Origin of the sequence: Clostridium sp. AF12-41 (assembly GCF_003461685.1) — a bacterium.
Taxonomy (GTDB): domain Bacteria; phylum Bacillota; class Clostridia; order Lachnospirales; family Lachnospiraceae; genus Otoolea; species Otoolea fessa.
On the sequence record NZ_QTXO01000001.1, the window covers coordinates 24,051 to 41,366 of the forward strand.

13 protein-coding genes are annotated in these 17,316 nt (G+C 45.7%); 12 read left to right on the top strand and 1 reads right to left on the bottom strand.

All coding sequences use genetic code 11. The features are described from left to right. Window positions 1-37 precede the first annotated feature (37 nt). Window positions 38-1,453, bottom strand: coding sequence for a spore germination protein (locus DWV73_RS00100; protein WP_117794973.1), 1,416 nt, complete (start codon window positions 1,451-1,453; stop codon window positions 38-40). A 453-nt stretch (window positions 1,454-1,906) separates the two neighbouring features. Between DWV73_RS00100 and DWV73_RS00105 the strand changes: the two genes are divergently transcribed. The 12 genes from DWV73_RS00105 to DWV73_RS00155 all read left to right on the top strand — a co-directional run bounded on the left by DWV73_RS00105 (window position 1,907) and on the right by DWV73_RS00155 (window position 17,271). Next, complete coding sequence (locus DWV73_RS00105; RefSeq protein WP_117794975.1) at window positions 1,907-6,352, top strand: hemoblobin-interacting domain-containing protein; 4,446 nt, start codon at window positions 1,907-1,909, stop codon at window positions 6,350-6,352. Window positions 6,353-6,373: 21 nt separating this feature from the next. Continuing rightward, window positions 6,374-7,510: an FAD:protein FMN transferase gene (locus tag DWV73_RS00110; RefSeq protein WP_242995682.1), complete on the top strand. Its 1,137-nt coding sequence runs from the start codon at window positions 6,374-6,376 to the stop codon at window positions 7,508-7,510. An 84-nt stretch (window positions 7,511-7,594) separates the two neighbouring features. Then, complete coding sequence (locus DWV73_RS00115) at window positions 7,595-8,236, top strand: hypothetical protein (protein WP_147341914.1); 642 nt, start codon at window positions 7,595-7,597, stop codon at window positions 8,234-8,236. Window positions 8,237-8,418: 182 nt separating this feature from the next. After that, entirely contained in the window at window positions 8,419-8,988 is a 570-nt protein-coding gene (locus DWV73_RS00120) for a biotin transporter BioY (RefSeq protein WP_022360190.1), read from the top strand. Between the two features lie 135 nt (window positions 8,989-9,123). Further along, window positions 9,124-10,269, top strand: a complete 1,146-nt coding sequence (locus DWV73_RS00125) for an acetyl-CoA C-acyltransferase (RefSeq protein WP_117794979.1) — start codon at window positions 9,124-9,126, stop codon at window positions 10,267-10,269. A gap of 104 nt (window positions 10,270-10,373) precedes the next feature. Next, on the top strand, window positions 10,374-11,681 hold the full coding sequence (locus tag DWV73_RS00130) for an AMP-binding protein (RefSeq protein ID WP_117794981.1): 1,308 nt from the start codon (window positions 10,374-10,376) through the stop codon (window positions 11,679-11,681). After that, window positions 11,678-12,160: a hypothetical protein gene (locus DWV73_RS12810; protein WP_207661021.1), complete on the top strand. Its 483-nt coding sequence runs from the start codon at window positions 11,678-11,680 to the stop codon at window positions 12,158-12,160. Before DWV73_RS00130 ends, DWV73_RS12810 begins: the two co-directional genes overlap by 4 nt. A 42-nt stretch (window positions 12,161-12,202) precedes the next feature. Beyond that, the gene (locus DWV73_RS00135) at window positions 12,203-12,937 is read left to right on the top strand and encodes a GntR family transcriptional regulator (RefSeq protein WP_107001659.1); all 735 of its coding nucleotides are present in this window, start codon (window positions 12,203-12,205) and stop codon (window positions 12,935-12,937) included. A gap of 259 nt (window positions 12,938-13,196) precedes the next feature. Beyond that, window positions 13,197-14,054, top strand: a complete 858-nt coding sequence (locus tag DWV73_RS00140) for a fructoselysine 6-kinase (protein ID WP_107001658.1) — start codon at window positions 13,197-13,199, stop codon at window positions 14,052-14,054. Between the two features lie 39 nt (window positions 14,055-14,093). Beyond that, complete coding sequence (locus DWV73_RS00145) at window positions 14,094-15,071, top strand: SIS domain-containing protein (protein WP_107001657.1); 978 nt, start codon at window positions 14,094-14,096, stop codon at window positions 15,069-15,071. Window positions 15,072-15,461: 390 nt separating this feature from the next. Next, the gene (locus DWV73_RS00150; RefSeq protein ID WP_117794983.1) at window positions 15,462-15,872 is read left to right on the top strand and encodes a cupin; all 411 of its coding nucleotides are present in this window, start codon (window positions 15,462-15,464) and stop codon (window positions 15,870-15,872) included. Between the two features lie 31 nt (window positions 15,873-15,903). After that, on the top strand, window positions 15,904-17,271 hold the full coding sequence (locus DWV73_RS00155) for a sodium:glutamate symporter (RefSeq protein WP_117794985.1): 1,368 nt from the start codon (window positions 15,904-15,906) through the stop codon (window positions 17,269-17,271). Window positions 17,272-17,316 lie beyond the last annotated feature (45 nt).

Sequence of the window (17,316 nt, forward strand, 5' to 3'; positions counted from 1 at the left end):
GGCAGTTGTGGGTATGCGGACATTTTATGCGACATTCTTACCCGTTTTTCTCCTCATGCGGCAGCCGGTTCCGGAGCAGCCGCTTTTTTAATTCACTCCAGTGAAATGGAATTAGCGGGTAAATATAACTTTTTCCGGCGATTGTCCGGTTAAAGACAAGGCAGCCGACGGCAATGAGTGTTCCTGCGATGAAGCCCCAGAGATTGAGGAAAAAGGTCAGAATCAGGAGCAGAACGCGCATGAATTTGAGTGCGTAGCCGAGTTCGAAGCTCGTCATCGAGTAGTTGGCGATCGTGACGAACGCCATATAGAGCATCGTCTCGCTGTTGAACCAGCCGGATTTGACCGAGTATTCTCCAAGCACGATACCGGCGATGACACTGAGCGGTGTCGTCAGCATGCTGGGGGTGTTGACTGCCGCGAGCCGCAGACCATCGATGGCAAATTCCAGGATCAGGAGCTGATAGATCAGCGCCACATGGATCTCGTCGGTGACACGGATAAAAGCGAGCCATTCCGGGATCCAGCCGGGATTCTGCATAAAAAGCAGCCACAGCGGTGTCAGAAATAAGGTCAGGAAAAAGATGACCGTGCGCGACAGGCGCAGATAGGTGCCGGTCAGCGGTGGAAAATAGTAGTCGTCGGCTTCCTCGATGATATCGAAAACAGAGGATGGCAGAATCATTGCGGATGGCGAATTGTCCACCAGAATGATGATATTTCCTTCCAGAATCGAGGCAGCGGAGGTATCCGGACGCTCTGAAAAACGAAATTTTGGGAACGGATTGAACCATTTGTGCGGATAAATACATTCGGCAAGGCTTTCCTGGTTCATCGAGAGGGCATCGACATGCACTTTTTGAATCCGGGTGCGGATGCGGTTTAAAAGTTCGGTGTCCACTCGGTTTTCCATGTAGCAGATGGCGATATCGGTGTGCGAACTTTCCCCAATATTCATGATTTCCATCCGCAGCTTCGGATCGCGGATGCGCCGCCGGATCAGAGCCGTATTGAACACAAGCGTTTCGACAAAACCATCGCGCGAGCCGCGCAATACCTTATCCTTTTCAGGTTCGCTGACTCCGCGGGCGGGATAGGTGCGGCAGTCTATCGTGAGTGCCTGTGCATACCCGTCGATCAGAAGAAAAGGAACACCGGAGAGAAGCTGGATAATCAGCGCGTCCGAATCCGTTTCCAGCCCGATTTCGCCGTAGGCGAGGTAGAGGGCGGCAAAATCGTTTGCATTGTCAGGCATCTGGGCGGTTTCAATGCTGCTCATCGCCTGCAGCACTTTTAAAAGCGTATCGTCCTTGGTAAAACCATCAATACAGTAGAGGCAGGCATCGCGCCCGCCGATCATCAGGTTCCGATCTACGACATCAAAATTGATGTCCGGTCGGAGCTTTTTTTGAAAAAAAGTCCGGTTATTTTCAATGGATGAAGAAATCTGCATCGTGTAAATCTCCTATCAGAGAAGCCAATATCAGTGACCGCGAAGGGACTGGAATGGGACAAAATGTTTACAGATGGAGTATGTGCGAAAAGGATAAAAATATACGAAATGAAGCAAACAGAAAAAAATTCTCAAAATATGTTTTTTTAAAATTCATGGCAAGCGAGGCAATATCAGGGAAAAAGGCGGAAAAATCGCTGCAAAATGAGACTTAACATGTGCTGAATGGAAAAAGAAATTTGCATGTTAGTTTTAGCAACTAAAAAACCAATGCTTTATTGAGAATAAAATTCAATAAAAAAATAGATAAAAATTCTCATTTTCAAACAGATTTAAATAATTGACAGATTTTATTAGATTAGTTTATACTAACCTCCTCGGCCACCTGAGTTAGGGATGCCTAATCCGGTGCGGAGAGTAAGATATTACAAAAGATTATATGGAGGAATATGTATGAAAGGTAAGGGAAGATCCCGGCAGGCAATTCTGGCAGCGGTGACCGTGTTAGCGGCGGCGCAGGCAGGTACTGCTTATGCTTCAACCGGACCGGCATCGGAGCCCGGAGTACAGACCGGCGCCTGGATTCAGGAAGGACAGGACTGGAAATATCAGGGAACGGACGGAACGCTCAAGACTGGATGGGTTAAGACCGAGAATGGCTGGTATTATCTGGATCCGCAGACCGGACGGATGATGACTGGATGGATCACCGTCGATGGACGCCGGTACTATATGAACACAACTGCCGATGGCGTGGAAGGACAGATGCGCCGCGGCTGGTGGAAGGACAATGCAGGAAAATGGTATTTCTTCAGCACTGCATCCGATGGAACGGAAGGTATGACCGTGACCGGATGGCAGTGGATTGATGGAAAATGCTATTATTTTGATAACTTGAGTGCAGAAAACTATGGTCAGATGCACACCGAAGGTCGGACGCCGGACGGCTACAGCGTCAATGCGGATGGACAGTGGGTCAATGAAAATGGAGAGGTCCAGACCCGTGCGGATAGAGGTTATGCGAGCAGCCCGGCAGCAGCCGGCACCGGAAGCAGCGTATCAGGAGGCGGTTCAGGGAATTCCGGCAGTTCCGGCGGCAGCCATTCGGGGGGCTCTGGAAGCAACAGTAATTCTGGAAATAACAGTAATTCCGGAAATAACAGTAATTCTGGAAATAACGGTAATTCCGGGAATGACGGAAATCAGAATGGCGGAAATGCCGGAGATAACGGAAACGCTGAAAATCCAGACAAGCCGCAGATGGTTTCGCTGGTAGATGAGACGAAGACAAAGCTTACCGAAGTAAATTCCCTGGGCTGGTGGCTTCCGATCGCATTTGATGAGGGATACAATGCAGGCAATACGGTCGTTAAGGTCGATGGAAAAGATGTAACCAATCTTTTAACTCCGATCACAGATGACGGACGTATGGCAAAACTGGCGCTTCTTGGCACACCGGGCAAAGTAACCGTCAGCAGCAAAGAAGATGCGGCAAAGGAAGAGACGGTGGTTCTGAGCAATGAGAGCCAGGAAGATGCTGTATATGAGGAAAACGACGGCTATCTGCCTGAGAAGATTCTGACGCATGAGTCAGTTGCTTACTGGGACTATTATCTGACCAATTACGATGAAAACGGAAATGCCCGCATTTCTCCGAAAAAGACTACTTATAACTTGAATGAAGAGAAACAGACTCATCCGAGCTATTCGCCGGATGCGGTTCTTCCAAAAAATGGAAAAGCAGCCGTTACCATTTTGTTTAACTATAATACAGACGAGGAAAAAGAGTGGTTTGACGGCATCCGCAAACTGGAGCTGGTTGAATACAATGAGCAGAAGAACACAATCAATTCGAGTCTCGTATTTGACAGTGAAAAGAATGTGGCGCACGGACAGGGACGCGTTGGACAGCTGACTATCCAGACAGGACAGAGCAATTTCTACAATAATGGACGTTATTATGTGCGGGTTGTATCGTCGGCAGGCGCTTCCGCGCTCGTCCCGATTCATGTCGTCAATGAGACAGTACCGACACTGGAGCTTAAGGAAACACCGCAGTCCGGTAAGAATCTCCATTTTGCAGTCAGCGATCTGGTATATGCAATTGAGACACCGATCGAGCGTGTGACACTGGAAGATCCGAACGGAACAGTAAGCGACCTTAAGATGATCGATGACTGGTATCTCTACAGCCAGAATTTATTTGTTCTGTACAATGATAATACAGACCATCTGCCATACAAGGGCAATTACAAGATCACTGTATATGCAAATGGTTTCCGGTCATTCTCCAAGAGCTTCAAGGTGACAACGGGCGCAGAGCCGGTAAAAGAGAAGGAACAGACCAATGGCCAGAAAATGGCGGCATACGGATTCGACGGTATCAGCACCGCATCGACTGGTTCCAGCGGAAGTGGAAGCTCCAGCGGCAGCAGCTCAGGAAGCTCTGCAATCTCTGCAAACCTGATTTTTGATTCAGATCTGCTTGTAAATGCACATCTCCTTGAACAGACCAAGATGGAAAATGATGCGTCCAAGGCAGTGATGGAGTGGTGGTACAATGCGATTCCGGATGCAGTCTTTGATACTGGAGATGATGATTTCTTCAGATGGACAGACTACGTAAATAAGAGCGAGAATCAGAAATACGAAGAGAACAGAATGCTCCCATTTGCAGATTACCGTGAAAATGGAGCACTGGATCCGAACCATCCGGCAACGGCAAAAGAGGTTCTTGAAGATGGTCTGCTCGGCGATATCCAGTACAATGGAAACTTCTCCCGTCAGGATGCACCGGCGATTACAGTTGTACAGAACAAAGAGGGCGAGCCGGTAGTCCTGCAGACAGAGGATACAGAGTATATCGAGGCGGTTCAGAGTATCGTTGTCAACGGAAACTGGCAGGCACTCAGCAAGGACAAATATTCCATCGATAAAGAAGCTGGCACCATTACCATAGAGGCGGATGTATTCAAGGCTGGTGAGGAGTATAAGCTGACTGTCGATGCAACGGGATATAAGAGCCAGAGTATCGCATTTACATACGATAAGGTGCTGGAAAACGATTTATCGCTGATCGTTGATTATGTGGATGATAAAGAGGCGTTTGCAGCTGAGAAAAAAGAAGATTCTAATAAGACTTATTATTTTGCAGATGCTGAATTTACCGTTAATGGCAGCAAGGGAGATTTCCTGAAGAACCTGAAATCTGTTACCCTGCTTTCTGACGAAGAAGATGCGGTTGAGAGAAATATCTACACGAAGGGCGTGTCCAGCAGCAACGATGTTTACTATGAAGTATCCGGGGATGGCAAGAAGCTGATTCTCCATCAGGTTCAGCCGGGAAGCTATAAGCTGACTCTTCGTTCGAATTATTACACGGAGGCGCTGAGATGTGAATTTGTGGTTGAGAAGGAAGAGGAAGAAATTAAGGAAGAGATGGCAGCTCCAGAAGTAGTGGAGTTTAGCAAACATAAAGCCAGCTGGTCATTTGAACCAGATTTTGGCCGTGCTTCTTTTAAGGCTTCAAAGGGAACGAGTGTAAAAGATTACTTGGCTAAGATTACATCCGTGAAAGTTGGAAATAAAGAGTATACGAAAGCAACTTACAGCCTTAGTTCGTATAACCCTACATGGAAGATGACAGATGCAGATGATCCATATAACAATGTACAGGAGTTTGATTGCATCGATTTCACTTTAGACGGTTTCAGCACCGAAGAAAGCACCGACGTAACGATCCAGGCAGAAGGATACGAAGAGCTTACCTTTACAGTTACAAAGGATATGAAGTTAGCGGGTGACGAAGAGAAACTGCTTCCAGCACCGAAGCTGACAGGCAACACTACGGTTGATGAGGGAGAACCGCTGGTTCTGACTGGTGATGAAGAGTATCTGAAAGCAATTAAGTCTGTAAAAGTAACTGGCAATGATGAGGAGGAAGATGTTGCACTTGAATTTGCAGTAAATGGTACAACATTGACAATTCAGACAAGCGCACTGGATAGTGGTCTGAATGAGGTTGTGATCGAAGCAAAAGGTTACAAGAATCAGTCGATCACGGTTACAGTTGAGAGCCAGAAAGCGGATACAGAAATTAAGGTTTCTAGTGTTGTAAAAGAGAGTAATTGGACGGGAAAATATTTACTGATTCGTTTCAATGGAGTTGAGGAGGAAAAGTTAAAAACCTTCTTAAAGGAGATTAATTCGGTTGAGGTGAATGGAACAGGGTATAGCAAGGCATCCGCTTCCTCGTTCCTTGGAAGTGGTGAGTTTGCACCGCATGCAACGGATACATCTCATAGCAATGAGAATTATGATTGTTTAAAGGTTTCAGCGTCCGGACTGAGTGAAGAAGAGGATAATGAAATTCTTATCTACACTACGAATAACGGAACGATTGAGTGCAAACTTGATAAAAACTGGAAATTAATCAAGGAATCCAAAACGCTTCTTGCCGACGAAGTCCTCCCAAGCGAGATCGTCACCACACCGGAGCAAACACCGGCAGAGGACGCGACACCGGAAGAGCCGAAGACGAATGACGAAAACAAGGCAGACGTACCGGATGGCGATAAGAAGAACGAGACAGATGATGTGAACAAGGCACCGGAAGTAGACGAGGACAAGAAAGAGGATTCGGACGAGTCCAAGGATACTTCGGATGAGAAGAAAGACGAAACTTCAGATAAAGGCGATACTGACAAGGATGATTCGAAAGATGAATCCGGCGAAACTGGTGACGATTCCAAGAAGAATGAAACGGATGAATCTAAGGACAATGATTCCAAGAAGGATGAGACCGGTGACGTAAAAGATGATACTTCTGATAAGGAAGAATCCGACGGAGGTAAAGGCGATACTTCTGAGAAAGAAGAGTCTGTTTCTGAAGAAGAGTAGTTGTATTTAAAGGAGTAAAAATTGAAACAGAAGTGGTGGATTTTATTAACCCTGCTGCTGTGTGGCTGCGGTGCTTCATCGCAGCCGGATCAAACGGGGGCGGTCCAGAATGACCGTCCTCGTTTATCTGTGTCTACGGAAGAAACGGCAGAAAATGTGGCAGCAGTAGAAAAAAACGAAAATTTAGAGAAAAATCCCTCAAATTCGAACCAGAATCCGGGAGAAGGGCAGAATTGGACAGTGTTTGCGATGGATACTGTGATGCAGTTTGACGCCTACGGCGGAAGCACGGATTTGCAGGAAAAAGTGAAACGGCGGGTGGAGGAGCTGGAAGGGGAGCTTTCGACAACGCAGGAAAACAGCGATATTTTTCATCTGAACCAGGAGAAAACAGCGGAACTTTCAGCGGATACGCGTTATCTGATGCAGGAGGCGCTGGCGCTGGGAGCGGAAACAGATGGTGCACTTGATATATCAATTTACCCGATTGTGCGGAGTTGGGGATTTACAACGGGAAATTACCGGGTCCCCAGTGAGAACGAGCGGGAAAGCCTGCTTAAATCGGTCAATTATCGTCTGGTTGGTTTAGGAGCAGATACGGCGTCGATCGAGCCGGGAATGATGGTGGATCTAGGCGGCGTCGGAAAGGGATTTACCGGGGATGAGGTGGTAAAGGCTATGAAGGAGGACGGCGTGACAAGCGCGTTGTTCAGTCTTGGAGGTAATATCCAGACGATCGGAACGAAACCGGATGGCGAGAAATGGTATGTCGGTATCAAGGATCCGGAGAGCGACGGTTATCTGGGCGGAGTCGGGGTGCAGGATGAGGCGGTCATTACCTCCGGCGGCTATGAACGCTATTTTACGGACAATGACGGAACGATTTACTGGCATATCATGGATCCGTCCACCGGGACGCCGGCGCATAGCGGGCTGATTTCTGTGACAATCATCGGACCGTGCGGGCTGCGCTGCGATGGGCTTTCGACCGCCCTGTTTGTCATGGGACGGGAAAAGGCAGCGGCACATTGGGCGGCGCATCAGGACTATGAGGCAGTCCTGGTTGACGAGGGCGGCACGATCTGGCTGACGCCGGGCTTAAAAGACCGGTTTATTCCGGTGGATCAGGGGGAGACGCGGGAGATTCGGATATTGTGATTCTGGAACAGATCTAGTATAATGAGCAGCGAAAAGTGCATACGAGTCAGATTTATAATTTATAACGAAGAGGTCAAAAATACCGTGAATGATAGATTGAAAAAGAAGCTTCTTTGCTTTGAGCGCGCTCTCTCCACATTGGAAGGATACGAGGGCTGGATGATAGGCACAACTACACTTCATCTGGACTGGCAGCCCAAACAGGGGGAGAATGAGTTTTGCCATACCAAATTAACTCCAGAAATCATCAAAAAAGGCCGCTCGGCAATCCGGGTCCGCATAGCGGCAGCGGAGGAGGAAAAGGAACGGGAAAATGAGGAGATGGAAGTGCTGCTGGTAAAACCGCGCCAGAGCGTCCTTGTCCCGGAAAAAGAGAAAATGCCGCTCATGAAAGCAATTACGGAACTGGGAAGTGAGGATGATGATACGCTGGCATTTAGCCGCAGCCAGATGGAAGAATATCTCCGGGAGGCGGCAGATACCAATCCGATCCATCAGGGAGAAGCGGCAGTTCTGCCGGGGTTTCTTGTTATGAATGCCTGCCTGCTTCGTCTGTGGAAGAAGGGCTGGATGAAGGGACAGACCGCTCTGGAAGTACGTTTTCTTGCTCCACTTCGTCCTGATGAGGAGGTATATCTGTCGGATTCGGGGCAGGAGGGAAGAAACGCGGTGTATCTGAGAACGAAGCAAGAGGGAAAGAAAATTCTTTCGATTACAGAAAAATAGGGATGCCGATGATAAAGTGGGTGCAGAGGAGCTATGGATGCATATGTAAACCATTTATAAAAACAAGGTTGACAATCCACTGAAATTCCGATATACTCTTTTCTAGCAAAGATTCTGTGTGTGTGATTCATAGGAAAATGCATTACACGGCTTAGAATTTTATCACTGAGGAGGTATATATAATGAGTTCAGAGACAAGTGCAGTGAACGTACACGGCGCATGGAGCGCGAAGCGGCTTACACTTTTGGCGATGATGCTGGCTCTTATCAGTGTGTCTTCGTATATTGCGATTCCGCTTCCGTTTTCGGATGCAAAGATCACAGCGCAGACGATGATTGTCAACCTGATCGGTCTGCTGATTGCACCACAGGATACCATTTTAGTTATGGCGAGCTGGCTGCTGTTAGGCTTATGCGGCGTGCCGGTATTCAGCGGCGGAAGCGCAGGACCGGGAAAACTGCTTGGACCGAGCGGCGGTTACTATATCGGATTTCTGGTTGTAGCGTTCCTGATTTCCCTGTTTTGCCGGAAATGGAAAAATGTTGCATTCCAGACAGCGTTCCTGATTGTAGTTGGTATTCCGGTGATTTACGCATTCGGTGCAGGCTGGATGAAACATGTGACCGGACAGCCGTGGGGTGCAGTTATCGTGCAGTCGATAATTCCGTTTATTCCGCTGGACATCGTTAAGTGTGTGGCAGCGGTAGCACTTGGAAAGGCGCTGAAGCGGACGGGCTTATTTGGAAATTAGATAGAAAATAAAGATGGGATGTGGTAGTGAACAGAATCAGCCTTTTAGTGCAGAAATGCAGCCAGGAGGCATGAGGAGTCCGTTGCCGCATCCCTTTAATTTTAATTAGGAATAGAAGAAAAACAGGAGAAAAGTATGAATCACGTATATATTCTGGGCGGTTTGCGCAGTTACATCGGGGTGAAAGATGGAATGTACCGTCATATCCCGGCGGAAAAGCTGGGGGCGGAGGTGCTGCGGGAGGTGGTTTCGCGATTTGAGCTTCCAACCGATGCGATCGACTATATAATAGGAGGAAATGCGGTCGGGGGAGGCGGCAATATCACGCGTCTGGCGGCACTTTCGGCAGGGTTTCCAGAGCGGATTCCGGCGGTTACTTTGGATCTGCAGTGCGGGTCGGCGCTGGAGGCGATCAGCGCGGCAGCAGCCAAGATTGAGAGCGGGATGGCGGATCTGGTCATTGCCGGGGGAATGGAGAGTTCTTCGGTACAGCCGTACCGCATGATGTCCCCGAACCATCCGGAGTATGACGGTGGAAAGGTGTATACGGTTGCACAGTTTGTGCCGGGAAAGCGCGGCGAGCAGGTTATGTTAGAGGGCGCGGAGGAGACTGCGATCCGGGAAAATGTCTCTAAGGAAGAGATGGACACCTGGGTGCTCCGGAGCCATAAGAGGGCGGCGCAGGCGCGCAAAGAGGGAATATTGGAGGATATAACGGTTTCCATCGACGGCAGCAGCCGGGATGAGGGAATCCGTCCGACAATGAGCCAGCGTCTGATCGACCGCCTGCCGTATCTGCTTCCAAATGGCACGAAAATCACGGCGGCAAATGCGTGCCTGATGCACGATGGCGCGGCATTTGTGGTACTTTGTTCGGAACGGTTTTTGCGGGAACAGGGACGGAAAGCAGAATACCGTTTCCGGTTTGGTACAGCGATCGGGGATGATCCGATGATGAGCCCAAAATCAGCCGTCAGCGCTGCTAAGGCGATACTTGCAAAAACGGGGCATTCTTATCAGGAGATCGATGCTTTTGAGGTCAATGAAGCGTTTGCCGTTATTGATGTTCTATTTGAACGTGCATTTCCGGGGATTGAAGACCGTTATAATATCTGGGGCGGGGCACTTGCCTATGGGCATCCATATGGAGTCTCTGGAGCAATGATTCTGCTGCATCTGATGAAAGCACTGGAACATAAAAATGGGCATCTGGGAATGTGCTGCGTGGCAGCCGCCGGAGGGATCGGAAGCAGTATTCTGGTGGAGAAAGTAATGAAGTAGATGAAGACAGTGATTGAATGATATAAAAAGTAAATGTGGTAAATTTAAAAGCTCAGATTGGCAAAAAGTTCTATATAAAAATAAGTAAAAGACAGGAATTAATCATGAAAGAAATACAGACACAACGTATAAATACATATCTGGATGCGCTCCGGGCATACCCGCCAGAGCGGGAAGCCCTGATCACGGAGAACGAGCGCTATACGTTCGGGGAGCTCATCGAGGCGGCAGAACGTGTAAGGAAACATCCGAAAGAGATAGAAGAAAAACAGGGAAAACGTCACATCCACTGGATCCAGGAACCGACGATCGCGCATCAGCTCATTCAGTTTCTGGCATATGGAGACGGAAATACGGTTCCGGTGATTGCACCGTCCGATGTAAAAATTTCCGATGAATTGCGTGACGTGACACCTCCGGAAGGGGCATATATGGGTGTGATGACGTCGGGAACCTCCGGTCGTCAGAAAGTATTGTTCCGCTCCTTTGAAAGCTGGCACGATTTTTTTAAGCTTCAGAATAAAATTTTCAAAATGGGAGAGGGAAGCATTACGTTTATGCAGGGGAGCCTGGCGTTTACGGGCAACCTGAACCTTTATATGGCGCAGCTTGCGTCCGGCGGAAGCGTCGTTGCGGCGGATTCCTTTGATCCGCGCCTCTGGAAGCGGATGATCGAGGCAGAACAGGCGACCTGCGTCTATCTGATTCCTGTCAAGCTGCGGGCGCTGCGGCGTATCTATGAGCGGGAACAGGCGGTCAATTACCGGATTATTTCTTTTGTCAGCGGCTCCCAGAGTATGGGCGGTGCGGAGGCAGTGCAGTTTAAAAAGGCATTTCCCGAAGCGGAGATTACATTGTATTATGGCGCCAGCGAGCTGAACTATATTACCTATATCCGTGGAAGTGAGATGAAAGAAGATACGACGCTGGTTGGCCGTGCATTTCCAGAGGTGGATGTCTGGATTGAAAATGACCATTTCCATGTAAAAACGCGGTATGGAATTCTTGGAATTGGAAATGACGCGGTGATTGGGGACTGCGGTCACACAGATGCAGAGGGACTCTTCTATTTTGATGGGAGGGATGATGATATCTGCAACATAAATGGGAGAAAAGTGTCATCCCTCCGGATCGAAGAGGCGGTGCGGACATTTCCGGGAGTGGCAGAGACGGCAGTGAAGGCAGTCCATGAGCATGGGCGCGATTATCTGAAAGTGTGGATTGTGTGGGAGAAAGAAGCTGAAAGGGAAGAAATTGCCGGAAGTGACAGCGAAAAAAGTGGTTATACCAATATGGCAATTCGGGAATTTTTGGCAGAAAGACTGGCAGATTATGAGATTCCACGCGAATTTGTCTTTCTAAAGGAGTTTCCAAAGACTGAAAGCGGAAAGATTCGTAAAAAAGAACTGTGAAAATTGCTTTTTCTTGTCAAAAAAGAAAATGGATTATTGTGCAAAATGACAAAAGTGACGTTGACAAAATTGGAAAAGGGTGGTATATTCCCGTCTTTGACAGTAATGTTTGGAAAAACACCGCAGAAAGGCTTATTCTATATAGCTTTTCCGGCGGTGCTTTTTCGTTTTGTGATAAATTCATAGTCTGTTTCAATCCGGGCCTGTTCTTTTGCCCAAGCCATAACGTCATCTCTTGTAGGATTGCTTTATATAAAAAGACTCTGCATTTTTTGATTTTGATGTATTTATTTTCAATTTTTATCACCTCATACTATTATACCGCGGAAAGACCAAAAAGCCTATATATGAAAATGACGAAATTGACAAAAAAATATAAGACTTTATGCGGCTTACAGGGTATTTTTAGAGGAAAGAGGTATCAAAGATCCGTGTATATGATTGCTTTTTATTTAGATATAGTTTATATTGTTATATAAAGAGTTATATCATTCATGTTATTAGGAACAGGGAGAAAGAAAATGTTAAATAGTAGTGCCGCAGTGCCGCTGTATGTCCAATTAAAAGAAAAAATTGAACAAAAAATAAGTGATGGTGAATATAAACCAGGAGAAAAGCTGCAAACGGAAGGTGAAATGGCAAAATCGTTTGGAGTCAGTATTATTACAGTTCGAAAAGCAGTCAGCGAATTGGTGGAAAAAGGACTTGTAGAAAAAAAACAGGGAAAAGGAACATTTGTCTGCCAGCGCAAAGTAACTAAGGATATGAAAAAATTGCAGAGTTTTTCGGAAATGTGTGCTCATATGGGAATGAAAGCCGGAGGACGTATGCTTGAAAACAGGCTGGAACCGGCGAGTGAAAAGATAGCCCGGCTTTTGAATGTGGAAAAAGGCAGCCAGGTTATCTATATATCCAGAGTCCGCTATGCGGATGGTATGCCGATGGCGATTGAGCGTAACTATTTTCCACTTAAATATGCATTTCTTCTGGAAGAACGATTTGATGACAATTCATTGTTTACATTTTTGAAGGAACACTCTCATACAGCAGTGGCAATTTCAGAAAAATGGATTGAACTTTGCAAGGCGACAGCAGCGGAAGCAGAGCTTTTGCAGATGGCGAAAGGAACTTCGATGCTTTTTATCAAAAGTGTGGCATATACGGCTGAGAAGGAACCCATTTATGTAGGGCATCAGGTGTTTAATGGAGAAAAATGCTCATTTTATGTCTGTGAATCTACAATAGGAATCGAGTAAATTAATTGAAAAGAAAAGGCTGATTCAGGTTAGGAAGCAAGAAAAACTTGCGCTAACAGGAGTCAGCCTTTTCTTTTTATCAGGAACACGGAAATGGAGATGATAGAAATTCCATTACTGGGCACGTATGCGTGAACAGTACCTAGAAAAAAGTGATGTAAAAAAATACAGAAATCACTTGACAAAATACATACATAAGTATAATATGATATCATAACATTATATAATGATATATAATCAATCCAAAGGAGATGAAAAAATGCGGGTCATTGGAATTGGGGACAATGTGTGCGACAAATATGAACATCTCAGGCTTATGTTTCCGGGAGGTCAGGCTGCAAACTTTGCGGTTTATGCAGGGATGCTGGGGGCAGAGTCAGCTTATATGGGAGTGTTCGGACGGGATGAGGTTGCAGAACATGTGATAGCAACACTCGATGAGCTGCAGGTAGAACACAGTCGGTGCCGTCAGTATGAAGGAGAAAATGGTTATGCGAGGGTTACGCTGGTAGACGGAGACCGTGTTTTTCTTGGAAGCAACAAAGGCGGCGTATTAAAAGAAAATCCGTTAAATCTGGACGTGGAAGATCTGGAGTATATTAAAACATTTGATCATGTGCACACGACCAATAATAGCTATTTTGATGAACAGCTTCCTAAACTGGCAGAACAGGGAATTTCTGTATCGTATGATTTTTCGGGTCAGTGGGTCGATGAAGAACGAGTAAAAAAGGTTGCTCCGTATATTACGTATGCGTTTCTTTCATGTGGTTCCGTTTCGAGAGAGGATGCGGAAGAAATCTGTAAGAAAATGTTTCGTGCTGGATGCCCAATGGTAATTGCAACAAGAGGAAGCTATGGAGCAGTTCTGTTTGACGGAACGCAGTTTTATGAGCAGCCGCCGCATCTGGTTGAAGCAGTAGATACGCTGGGAGCAGGGGATTCATTTGCAACGGCATTTCTGCTTTCGTTTCTGGAGAGCCGGAAAAAGTATGGCATACAGATGAAAGAAAGCATTTATGAAAAAGAGATAAGGAAAGCACTGGAAGCAGGAGCAGAGTTTTCTTCGAAAACCTGTATGGTTCAGGGGGCTTTTGGACATGGAAAGTCATTTTGATAAATAATTGATACAAAAAAAGAAAAGGAGATCAGAAAGATGGAAAAATCAGTAAAAGAAATTGTAGCAGAGATCAAAGAAAAGATGGACAAACTGGGTGGATTAAAGCATGTGTATTTTGTAGCTTGCGGCGGATCTAAGGCAGCTATTTTCCCAGGGCTGTACCTTCTTCAGAGTGAGGCAAAAACTTTTAGCGCTACTACATATACCAGCAATGAATTTGTTCATGCAACACCAAAAGAACTGGATGAGCGGTGCGTTGCAGTTATTTGTTCATTAAAGGCAACGCCTGAGACCGTGGAGGCAGTAAAAACAGCCAATGCTGCAGGTGCAGTGACAATCGCTATGACAGGAAATATGCAGACAGGTATGGCAAAAGTTGGACAGTATATTGTGACATATTCAAATGGAGATGATCAGGTATATAGTGATTCTAACCAGGCGAACGCCCTTCGGATTGGTTTTGAGCTGTTAAAACAGTTTGAAAACTGGGAGAATTATGACAAGGCGATGGAAGCATACCGTTACATTGATGAAATTATAGAAGAAGGCAAGAAAAATGTTTTGGCGGATGCAAAAGCCTGGGCAGAAAAATATAAAGATGAACCTGTATTTTACGTGCTGGCATCTGGTTCAAACTATGGAGTTGCATATTCCATGTGCTGCTGTCATTTCATGGAGATGCAGTGGAAGCATGCTGTGTGCCTGCATACGGGTGAGTACTTCCATGGTCCATTTGAAACAACGGATAAGAAGCTTCCGATGATCCTTCTGATGAGTGAGGGAAGAACCCGCGCATTGGATGAACGCTGCTTAAAATTCCTGCGCACTTATGCGGAAAATTATATTGTAATTGATTTTGAAAAATTAAATGGCGGTAAAATCGATAAGAGCGTCGTAGAATTCTTTAATCCGGTTGTTATGATTCCGATTGAGAGATACTATGTTTCCCAGATGGCGGAAGTGCGTGGCCATTCTATGGATGAAAGACGTTATATGTGGAAAGTGGAATACTAAAGATCCTCCAATTAAATATTTTCTTAGACAGACAGCGAGGCCTGACCGTATGGAGCAGACTTCGCTGTTTTGTCCATACGGGCAAGTTAATTTAGAGTGAGCATAGTGTAAGTAAAAAATCAGAACGTTTGGCATCAAAGAATTGCTGAAAAAGATAACAGACAAGTGAAAAAAATTGTGAAAATTGATATGGATGTGTGTGATGAAAAAGAAAACGTAATAAAAATATGATAGGGAGAGAGGCTGACCCCTAAAAAAAAATATGTAAAATGACAAATTAGCATTGACAATATAATGATATATGATGTATTATAATGACATGATATGAAGTAATTCGCTTGAAACCTGCAGGAACAAGAAGAATTTGAAAAGAAGGTAGGAGGAAATGTCATGAAAGCAGATGTGTTTGAGTATGAAGGGGAAGGTATTCAGTGTGTATATGACAATAAAAAATGGGTCGTATGTATTAAAAACTGGAAGCCTAATAATGATATTGAGAAGATTCAGTATCTGGAAGTGCATCACGCAACCGATGAGCAGTTTATTCTGGTTCAGGGAAAAGCAGTTCTTTTGGCAGCGTCCCGCGAGAATGATGCATTTAAGATTGATGTAATTCCGATGGAGCCAAATAAAGTTTACAATGTTTTGCAGGGAACATGGTTTAATACGATCACACAGAAGGATACAAAGCTGATATATGTGCAGGATGCGGGGACGACAACAGAAAACAGCGAATACTGTGATATGACAGAAGTGGAATTGAGTATGGTTAGGGAAAAAGCAAAAAAAGCATTGCAGTAGCATCATAAAAAAGAAATGAGGAGGACAAAAGATGGAGTTTAATGCGTATTCCATGTTGGTGGATTTCATGTGGGCAGGTATTTTCCTGTTTGTGGCGAAAATGCTGAGGGAAAAAATCAAGATTCTGCAGAGCCTGTTTGTTCCGGTCAGTCTGCTGGCTGGATTTATCGGGCTTGCGTTAGGACAGAATGGTTTTGGAATTATCAGTTTTTCTTCACAGTTTGGTTCTTATGCAGGTCTGCTGATTATCGCAGTATTTGTATCAATTGGGCTGAGAGGCTTTAATTTTTCAGCTGGTGGCTGGAAAACAAATTTCGATCGGATTGGCAGCTACTACTGCTTCCGCAATATTGGCTGGGCATTTCAGTATGCAATGCCGATTATTTTTGCAATGGTAGTCCTGAAAATGTTTGCTCCTGATTTAAATCCGGCATTTGGAATGTTGATTCCTGCAGGCTTTCAGGGAGGTCATGGTACAGCAGCAGCACTTGGCGCGACACTCGGCACACTTGGATGGGAAGATGCAACGGATCTGGCGATGACAAGTGCAACGGTGGGTATTTTAACCGGTATTTTTGGTGGAATTATTTTGATCAAACTTGGAACAAAAAGAAACTATACTAAGTTTGTAAAAGATTTCAGCCAGCTTCCTAACGATATGCGCACGGGACTCATTGAAGAAGGAAAACGCCCGGTATTAGGCGAAGAAACCGTTTCACCGATGGCAATTGATCCGCTGGCATGGCATCTTCTTCTGATTCTGATTCCAACCGGTATTGGATATCTTTTAACAAATGTAATTCAGGGAGCAACCGGACTTGGCGTTCCGAGTTTCTCTGTCGGCTTCCTGGTAGCAATTGTATTTCATTTTGTATTAAAAGGAATAAAAGCCGATAAATATGTAGATAACCGCATCATTTCCCGTATGGGAAGCTGTGCAACTGATTTCCTTGTATTTTTCGGTGTGGCATCAATTAAGATTCCGGTTGTTATTGAGTACGCAGTTCCGTTTGGTCTGCTGATGTTATTTGGAATTGTCTGGGTTGTATTCCACTTTACAGTGATTGCGCCGAGACTCTTAAAACAGGAGTGGTTTGAGAGAGGTATCTATGTATATGGTTACTCGACCGGTGTAACAGCAATCGGCATGGCACTTTTAAGAATTGTAGATCCGGAGAATAAGAGCTGTACACTGGATGATGCAGCAATTGTAACACCGATTGAGTCAATTATTGAAATTTTTGCATTAGCGGCAGTTCCGGTTGCCTGTGTTCAGGGAAACTGGATTGCAGCTGTAACACCAATTTTGATTTACCTGGCAGCGCTTTGCATTGTCCCGGTTGTCTTCAAATGGTGGCATAAACATCCAGGTAAAGCATGGGATGAAAGTGAGCTTTAGGGAAAGAAAAAAGATATAAATGTAATCTGTAAATAAGCGGGCACT

Excerpts from the sequence above, each read along its gene's own strand:
- DWV73_RS00100 (WP_117794973.1), bottom strand. The coding sequence starts at position 1,453 with ATGCAGATTTCTTCATCCATTGAAAATAACCGGACTTTTTTTCAAAAA.
- DWV73_RS00105 (WP_117794975.1), top strand. The coding sequence starts at position 1,907 with ATGAAAGGTAAGGGAAGATCCCGGCAGGCAATTCTGGCAGCGGTGACC.
- DWV73_RS00120 (WP_022360190.1), top strand. The coding sequence starts at position 8,419 with ATGAGTTCAGAGACAAGTGCAGTGAACGTACACGGCGCATGGAGCGCG.
- DWV73_RS00125 (WP_117794979.1), top strand. The coding sequence starts at position 9,124 with ATGAATCACGTATATATTCTGGGCGGTTTGCGCAGTTACATCGGGGTG.
- DWV73_RS00130 (WP_117794981.1), top strand. The coding sequence starts at position 10,374 with ATGAAAGAAATACAGACACAACGTATAAATACATATCTGGATGCGCTC.
- DWV73_RS00135 (WP_107001659.1), top strand. The coding sequence starts at position 12,203 with ATGTTAAATAGTAGTGCCGCAGTGCCGCTGTATGTCCAATTAAAAGAA.
- DWV73_RS00140 (WP_107001658.1), top strand. The coding sequence starts at position 13,197 with ATGCGGGTCATTGGAATTGGGGACAATGTGTGCGACAAATATGAACAT.
- DWV73_RS00145 (WP_107001657.1), top strand. The coding sequence starts at position 14,094 with ATGGAAAAATCAGTAAAAGAAATTGTAGCAGAGATCAAAGAAAAGATG.
- DWV73_RS00150 (WP_117794983.1), top strand. The coding sequence starts at position 15,462 with ATGAAAGCAGATGTGTTTGAGTATGAAGGGGAAGGTATTCAGTGTGTA.
- DWV73_RS00155 (WP_117794985.1), top strand. The coding sequence starts at position 15,904 with ATGGAGTTTAATGCGTATTCCATGTTGGTGGATTTCATGTGGGCAGGT.